This is a genomic window from Pseudoalteromonas mucoides (assembly GCF_049257175.1).
GTDB lineage: Bacteria > Pseudomonadota > Gammaproteobacteria > Enterobacterales > Alteromonadaceae > Pseudoalteromonas.
Window position 1 is genome coordinate 19,815 of record NZ_JBMMUC010000028.1, and the last position, 7,970, is coordinate 27,784.

Genomic DNA, 7,970 nt, shown 5'->3' on the forward strand with positions numbered 1-7,970 from the left:
ATTATTTAATTTGGCAAGAGACAAGGGCTTTCATACCCGTAGGGTTATTGTCCATGCTAGCAAACGCTGAGCTAATATCAGCAAGCTCACTGACTGAAGTTATAAATGGTTCTAGGTTTACTTTACCGCTGGCAACTAAGTCAATCGCCATTTCAAAGTCAGCATCTTCATATACACGTGCACCAACAAGTTCTAGTTCACGCCAAAAGAACTGGAACAAATCAACCGGTGGCTTTTGAGAATGGATAGCAACCATACAAATGCGGCCACGTACTGCTGCAATTTGGGTCATGGCTTCAACTGCAGGCTGCACACCTGATACTTCAAATACAACGTCAGCGCCTTTGCCATCGCTCCACTTAGAGACATATTCTTGTAAATCTTGCTCTAATGGGTTGATGGTTTCAATATCAAAACGCGCAGAGAACTTGCGACGCTCGTTATTTACTTCAGAGATCAATACCTCAGCACCCACACTTTTAGCAACCAAAGCCACTAGTTGACCAATTGGACCGCCGCCAATCACCACTGCTTTTTCGCCGGCTTTTAAGCGTGAACGTGCAATATCGTGACAAGCAACCGATAAAGGCTCAATTAATGCGCCTTGCTCAAGTGTTACGTTGTCAGGTAGTTTATGAATAGTACGGGCTTTTACTGTCCATGAATTTTGGAATGCACCAACTGAATCAATGCCCATAAATTTTAGGTTATGGCATACGTGGCTATGACCGGCATTACATGCAGGACAATCACCACAGTAATCAAGTGGGCGTACAACGACACGATCACCTACTTGTAGGTTTGTAACATTACTACCAAGCTCTGCAACCACACCTGAAATTTCATGGCCTATGGTATGTGGTGGGTTAACGCGCTGATCCATTACGCCATGATAAATATGCATGTCGGTACCACAGATACCAACAAAACCAACATCTAAACGTACTTCATCTGCTTGTGGCTTTATCGCTTGACCTGCAACGATACGAAACGATTTATTACCAATATATTCTGCTGCTTGCATAGTGATACCTTATGATTGTTTTACTAAATGTGGTTTAACTAATTGTGCGTCAAACTCTACGCCAGTACCGATAATATCTGGGGCGCAGGCTTTACCATTATCATCAAGTTGTAACGGTCGCGTGGTGTATTCATCTATCGGGAACGAGTGAACTTCTAAAAATCCCGCATGAGGTTGTGAAGCCAGTAGTGATACATGTAATTCATGCATACCATGGCTACAAATAGGTAAGTTGTGGGTATAAGCTTGGCTTGCTACATGTAACCAACCTGTGATGCCGCCGATATTTGAGGCATCTGGTTGTAAAAAACCAAGTTTTGCTTGATCAATCGCATAACCAAATTCATGCAAAGTGTGCAGGTTTTCGCCCATCGCTAAAGGAATTGATGTCGCCTGTGCTATACGTGCAAACCCTTTGTAGTCATCAGGAATTGTTGGCTCTTCAAACCAAGTGATATCAAACTGCTCAATGGCTTTGGCAAAACGAATTGCATGCTCTACGTTCATCGAGTAATTAGCATCAACCATTAAGGTTTTATCAGCACCAATTAGCTCACGCACTGCGGCCACTCGAGCCACATCTTCTTTATAATCTTGTTTGCCTACCTTAATTTTTACCGCATTAAAACCACGGTCTAAGTAACCTTGAATATTCTTAAGGAGCTTTTGCTGATCAAAATTAAGGTCGATTCCGCCAGCGTAGCACGCTGTTTTATCGCTATGACCACCAGCAACTTGCCAAAGTGGTGCTGATAATCGCTTACATTTTATATCCCACAAAGCAATATCTACTGCAGAGATTGCAAAGCTTAATAAACCACCGCGGCCCACGTAATGTAAGTCCCACTGTAACTTATCCCAAATTGACATAATTGCTGATGAATCAGCCCCGATCAAACCAGGTTTAATTTCGTCATTTAATAACGAATAAATAGCACGGCCACCTTTGCCACCTGTGTAGGTGTAACCCATACCTTCGTAACCATCTGTGGTCATGATACGAACGGCTATTACTTCAAAATGAGTATGATCACCGTGTTTAGCATCACTTAACACCTCAGCTAGAGGAATTTGATAATACTCCACCTTTACGCTTTTTATTTTTAATAATGAATTTCTCATCTAGCCACCAAATTAGTTTACATGATACTGTCTATTGTTAACAATCTACAACAATGCAAATTTATTGTAAAGGATATATAGTTATAAAATGAAAATAACTGTGGCGTACACGTGCAGCTAAAGAGTGGTCTAGCAAATTAAGCTGCAACCGCTTAACTTGCTAGTGATCTAAACTATTATTGAAAAGCAGTATTTAGAGAAAATGACAATAAATGTGTATGAGCGGTTATATATACACGGTTTTGTTGGGCATTAAATGCTAAGTTTGCGCTGATGGTAGGCAATGATACTTTGGCTAATAGCTGAGCATTTTCATCAAACAACCAAAGCCCACCAGGCCCTGTTGCAAATATAATCCCACAGGGATGAATTTTTAATCCATCCGGTAGACCATGGCTATTATCTGCCACTGCCGGCAATTGATAAAATAACGCTTTATTTTTAACAGTGCCATCTTGGTTTAATTGATATCGATACCAAGCGGGTTTATCAGGGTTTGATGCCGCCACATAAAGTGTTTTTTCATCCCCAGACAACGCAACCCCATTTGGATAAATTAATTGCTTATCAAGCACATTAAGTTGGCCTTTTGCATTCAATGAATATACCCCTTGGAAGCTTAGCTCTTTAGCGGGATCATCTAGCTGCTTAGATAGCCCATAAGGGGGATCACTAAAAAATAGAGTGCCTTGGTGATTAAAAATACCATCATTTGGGCTATTGAACTGTTGCCCTTGATAACGACTCACTAATTCGCGATAGCTTGTTTTAGGAGCATTAACCGACGATGCCATAGTGACAATTTTTCTCGAACGAGATTGCAATAACACCAACTCATTGTGGTTGTTCAGAACTAGGCCATTTGAGTAACCACTCTCGGCTAAATAAAGGTGCACACCTTGCTCAGGCTGATAGCGATAGACTCGGTGGCTGGGAATATCTGAAAACAACAAATACCCGCCGTCTTCAACCCATACGGGCCCTTCAAGCCACTCAAAGCCGGTAGCCAGTGTTTCGATTGGTGCGTCTAAATTTAAAACTTGCAACGCCCTGTTATCGTAGATTTCATACGGGCCTTGTTTTATCACTGGCTCTGCATCTACAGCGGTGCTAATAAGCACAGCTGTAAGCACTACCCAAGCCTGAATATAACTAGTTAACATTATTTGTATACCTGCGTTGATAAAGTTGCTGATTAACTTCCTTAGCAGCATTTACGAGGGGCATGTAAGGAATATCTGCCACATTAACAAAGCCAACGTTATAATTTTCGCCATCATAGGCACGCCCTGTTAATGGCGAATCTATGTATTGAAACCAATGTGCCCCGACAAAATATGGATTATCGATCACGCTATACATATATTGTTGGTATTTAACACCGCGGTCGTGTTGGGACTCGGCGTGAATAAGCCCTGGGTTTAATAGTCCAGAATCTAACGCCCCATTATGAAATTCACCAATAATGCTTGGCTTATCAATGTCTGCTAAAAAGTGCCAAAAATCATCATTGAGCCCTTCTCGGTAATAGTTATAGCTAACCACATCAGCATGAGCAGCTGCGGCGTTACGAATTTCTGGCGTCATACCCCAATCAGCAAAACGAGCTCCCATATAGAGGTGGTTGGGTAAGTGTTTAGCTGTTGCTTGCTCTACCACGGCAAAATATTGGTTAGCATAATGAAATAGCATAGTGGAAAAATCAGCTTCGACTTGCTGGTTGATATTTTTGACTGTAATGCCACTAGAAAACTCATGCCACGATGCAATATTGCTGTTCCAGCTAGCATTCAGAGCAGCTATATCTTGGTACTTACCTTTCATCAGTTTTACGAATTCAGCTTTAGTAGGGCTTTGTGTTTCGTCTACTGATAATGTGTTGATCACTAACCCATATTGCGAATTAACTGAGCCCATCATGCCCCAGCTTTTTTCATTATCAATAAAAATACCAACACACCATGGATTATTGTTCACTTGCTCTGCCACGGTTGCTAAGGTGATATCCGCGCGCTTAATAAAAACAGGATCAAATGGATCAGGTAACGGGCTCCAGTAATCATTACCACTACTTACTGTTTTAAAATCACCGATGATCCATGCATTGGCAAAGTAAGGGAGTCGGTTTTGCTGATAGTAATCATCATCAAGCCAGTTACCAAAAGAGGTGAATCCCCACGACAACATACGATCAGTCGTGGTATCGCGCCATTTTTTCATTAATGTTTGCTCATCACGTGTTTGGTATTTGCGTTGTAAGTTTGCTCGATAAAAACTAAATGTTTCACCTTTTTTAACTGCGCCACTATGCACTTCACGGCGATAGCCATAATTATCGGCAAGAGGATCATCACTATCTGGCAACCAATTAAACATGTTAGCGCGCAGCTCTGAGCTGATATAACGTGATGGCCACGCTGCTTTTGGTGCCGTATTTAAGCCGATTGAATCTTCAGGAGTCAGATCACCCGCCGCCCTTTGCTTAATGTACTTTTGGTCAAAGTCGTAACCTGTAATTGTGGTGGTATTCGCTAAGCGTACATTGGCAATACCGGTTGAAAAAAATAAATAACCTTGCGGGTCAACTAAACTCCATTTGCCTTGGTACTTTTCGGTTCTAAAGTAGCCGGTTGCTTTAAGTTTTGGCCCTGCTTGCCAACCACTAAACGTTGAGCGCCCCTCAACAGGTGACTTTATCAGTTGTCTTTGCTCTTGCGCTGAGATTGCAAGTAATTGCTTTGTAGATGAAACTTTGTTACTAAAATCACGCTTGGCATTTTGGCCAAACTCATCCACCAAGCCGACGAGGTATTCGGTGTCAAAGTTGGTTGGCTTTATGAGTCTTACATTGTCGATTAGTAATTGCTTATCCGCTAACAAACCTTTTGTGCCAAACGTCACCTTGGTTACTTTACTAACATCAATGTTCTTTTCACCCCCTCGGTACAATACCGGGGTATAACTACTGTGCCAACTAGGCGGGTTGGAGCGTATACCAGACTCTGTATTTAAATCGGCCCCTTTTAACTCAATATAATAAGTATTGTTTGATTCAGCTGGCACCACTACACTGCGACTTTGTGCTCTACCGTTATCATCCACTGTTTTTATATATAACTGGGTAGACGCCTTATCAGGGTTTTCTATATCAAGTGCAAAAGCAAAGTTGCCTAAAGCTTGCCAATTCCACGTTGAGCTATTTACAAATTCAATATCGCTTTCGTGATGAGCTTTGGCTGAAAATATAACCTGTAACTTATGATCACCTTGCTGTTCAATTAGCTTAGTCGTGGCATGGTGATGGTGTAAAAAAGGCTGGTATTCAGGTTTTTCGAAATCCCACAGCATGTGCTCTTTTTTTGTTGTGTCGTCTGCAGGCGTGTTTTCTTCGAGTTGATTATTAGTACAACCTGACAACATAGTGCCTAGCAATAGTACAGATGAGATATAAACATTCTTGTGTGTTTTTTTCATAGCAAGCCTATTCTTTTATTATGAAAGAACCGCTTTTGCAATAAAAGCGGTTAGGTTCTATGTAGAATAATTACACAACACAAAATCAATGATAATTAATTGTTAACAATTTTATATTTGTAAAAAATATAGGGGGCTTTTTACTCAATCAGCTGAAAACGCTGATTATCGCCGTTATAACACTGCCACTGCACAACTGACGCGCCATTGGTTTGTAATTTACCTGCTATATCAATACATTTATTACTTAAGCTTGATCTAAGTTCAAAGTAGCCATCTCCTGTATTGTTCAGTGTAAAACGTTGATTGGCTTTTGTGTGATCACACACCCACTGTTCAACCCCTGCGCCATTTGAGGTACTTGAATTTGCAATTTGCATACACAAGCCAGTTAATTGTGAGCTGATAGCATATTCGTTATTTGTGAGTTCAACGAGCTCAAATGCTTGGTTCTCGTTATTAGAATTACAATTCCATTGCTGATAAATACTGCCGTTATTCATTGCACCGTTTTTAATATCGATACACTTTTGACTGTGTTTTGCTTTAATTTGCGCGCCACTAGTAACAGAGTTTGTATTTGCTGCATTAACGGGTTTATACACGCGCACCCAATCAACGTACATTTTATTTTTACTGCCATCGGCTAGGTCTGCATCAGTTGCAATATTACCCGCTTCTGAGCGCCAATCATGATCTTCAGTATCAATAATAATATAAGCAGATTGATCCATATTATGTGTGTTCTTATTTAACGTAGCCCCAGTGTAGTCTTTGTCTTTCATGATCACTTGTGCCCAAGAACCATCTGGCGTTTGCTGGCCATCAATATAAAATGTGACATCTGTTGGACTTTTCCAATACACACCAAAGCGATGAAAGCCTTCTCGCCAGTATGTTCCCCAGCTTGGCGTATTATGGGTTTGGTCATTGTAATCACTGATTATTTGATTTGTTTGTTGATCGCGAATAAAAACATGGAAGTTCGTCGACATATTTTTAGCAAACCATTCATCACGCGCACCACCGTATACTTCTAGTACATCAATTTCGCGTTCATCATTATCGCTAAGTAACCAAAAATTTGAAGATAACTCTAGGTTACTCACCTTAATACTAGCTTCTAAAAATATTGGGAACGTGACTTTAGTTTTTGAAGTGATCACCCCTGCATTGACTTGATCAGTACCTGCACGACGTGAAGCACTAATTATGAGATTCCCATCTGAGACCCAAGATTCATCACGTTGCCAATAGGTCAAGCCTGGACCTGTCCAACTATTAAAGTAGGTATCGTTCCATTTACTGGTAAATGCAGCAGGCTTACCCGTGTAATTAAAAGAATCCGAGTATGCTTCTTGTAGTTGCCAAACTTTACCATAGTCAGGCGTGACTGGTAGTGGTATTGCATCCCAGTCGTTGGCCAGTAAATTTGTAGATGTTAAAACACAGCCGATCAACAAAAGGTTATTTTTCATTTTTGCCTCTTAAAAGTTAGATGTTGTCATTTTGGTCACACAATGTGACCAATACAGACTAGTACAAATAAAAAACAAAATAAACACTTTGTTAACAATCATCTTTTAACAAACTTAAACTGCAGTCTTTAATATGCCAATTATCAACTCCTTTAAAACCATCTTTCACTGTATTTTAATTTTCTTTTGATGCGTATCTTTGATAAGAGTAGTAATAAACTGCGTGTTATTTTGTATGACGAAGAAGTTTTGGCTAGTTGCATAAGTCCAGTCATTTTAAGCCATTTATATTCCAGCTTTTAAATCTAATGAGTGAAACCAAGGTAATTAATTTAAATAAAAGCTTTCGGACAGAGACTTTAAAACATATAAATTACCAAATATAGTAATGATTAACACCTAACTTACACAACATTACGTATACTTCATTTCAATAATAAATTACGGGAAGTCTAGTTTCATATCAATTAGATCTTTTAATACTATGGATGGCATATCACTGCAAAATTGTGAGTGACCATATTAGCAAAGTTAAACCAAAGCGCTTGGGTCGCGTTATGTATATATATCGTTGAAAATCTGAGTGAGACTATAGTGTTGAAGTTAAAGAATATCAAAAAGTATATAAGTTAGTGACTCATATATTTGAGTAAAAAACAATCTAATTATGAAGGGTAGCAGATAAGCTGCTTCACCTAACTATAATAAATAGTATTGTAATATCAGTAATTAAAGGGCAGTCAATTTCACGAGGACGTTCAAAATTCTGTGTCAGCTTAAATTCTTAAATATCGAGTACGCTGTCTAAGCGTCCTTCAAAATAAATGGCCAACTGAGATAAACACAAGCTCCAATTGTGGATTGGCATGGTC

Annotated in this window: 5 protein-coding genes; all 5 read right to left on the minus strand. The window is 39.8% G+C overall.

Annotated features, from left to right (window positions below):
* Position 1 precedes the first annotated feature (1 nt).
* The 5 genes from AAEU30_RS21090 to AAEU30_RS21110 all read right to left on the minus strand — a co-directional run bounded on the left by AAEU30_RS21090 (position 2) and on the right by AAEU30_RS21110 (position 7,098).
* Complete coding sequence (locus tag AAEU30_RS21090; RefSeq protein ID WP_421962244.1) at positions 2-1,024, minus strand: zinc-dependent alcohol dehydrogenase; 1,023 nt, start codon at positions 1,022-1,024, stop codon at positions 2-4.
* Positions 1,025-1,033: 9 nt separating this feature from the next.
* Positions 1,034-2,146, minus strand: a complete 1,113-nt coding sequence (locus AAEU30_RS21095) for a mandelate racemase/muconate lactonizing enzyme family protein (RefSeq protein WP_421962245.1) — start codon at positions 2,144-2,146, stop codon at positions 1,034-1,036.
* A gap of 176 nt (positions 2,147-2,322) precedes the next feature.
* Positions 2,323-3,309, minus strand: a complete 987-nt coding sequence (locus tag AAEU30_RS21100; RefSeq protein WP_421962246.1) for an SMP-30/gluconolactonase/LRE family protein — start codon at positions 3,307-3,309, stop codon at positions 2,323-2,325.
* Complete coding sequence (locus tag AAEU30_RS21105; RefSeq protein WP_421962247.1) at positions 3,299-5,620, minus strand: agarase; 2,322 nt, start codon at positions 5,618-5,620, stop codon at positions 3,299-3,301. Before AAEU30_RS21105 ends, AAEU30_RS21100 begins: the two co-directional genes overlap by 11 nt.
* A 140-nt stretch (positions 5,621-5,760) precedes the next feature.
* Positions 5,761-7,098, minus strand: coding sequence for an RICIN domain-containing protein (locus AAEU30_RS21110; RefSeq protein ID WP_421962248.1), 1,338 nt, complete (start codon positions 7,096-7,098; stop codon positions 5,761-5,763).
* Between the last annotated feature and the right edge of the window lie 872 nt (positions 7,099-7,970).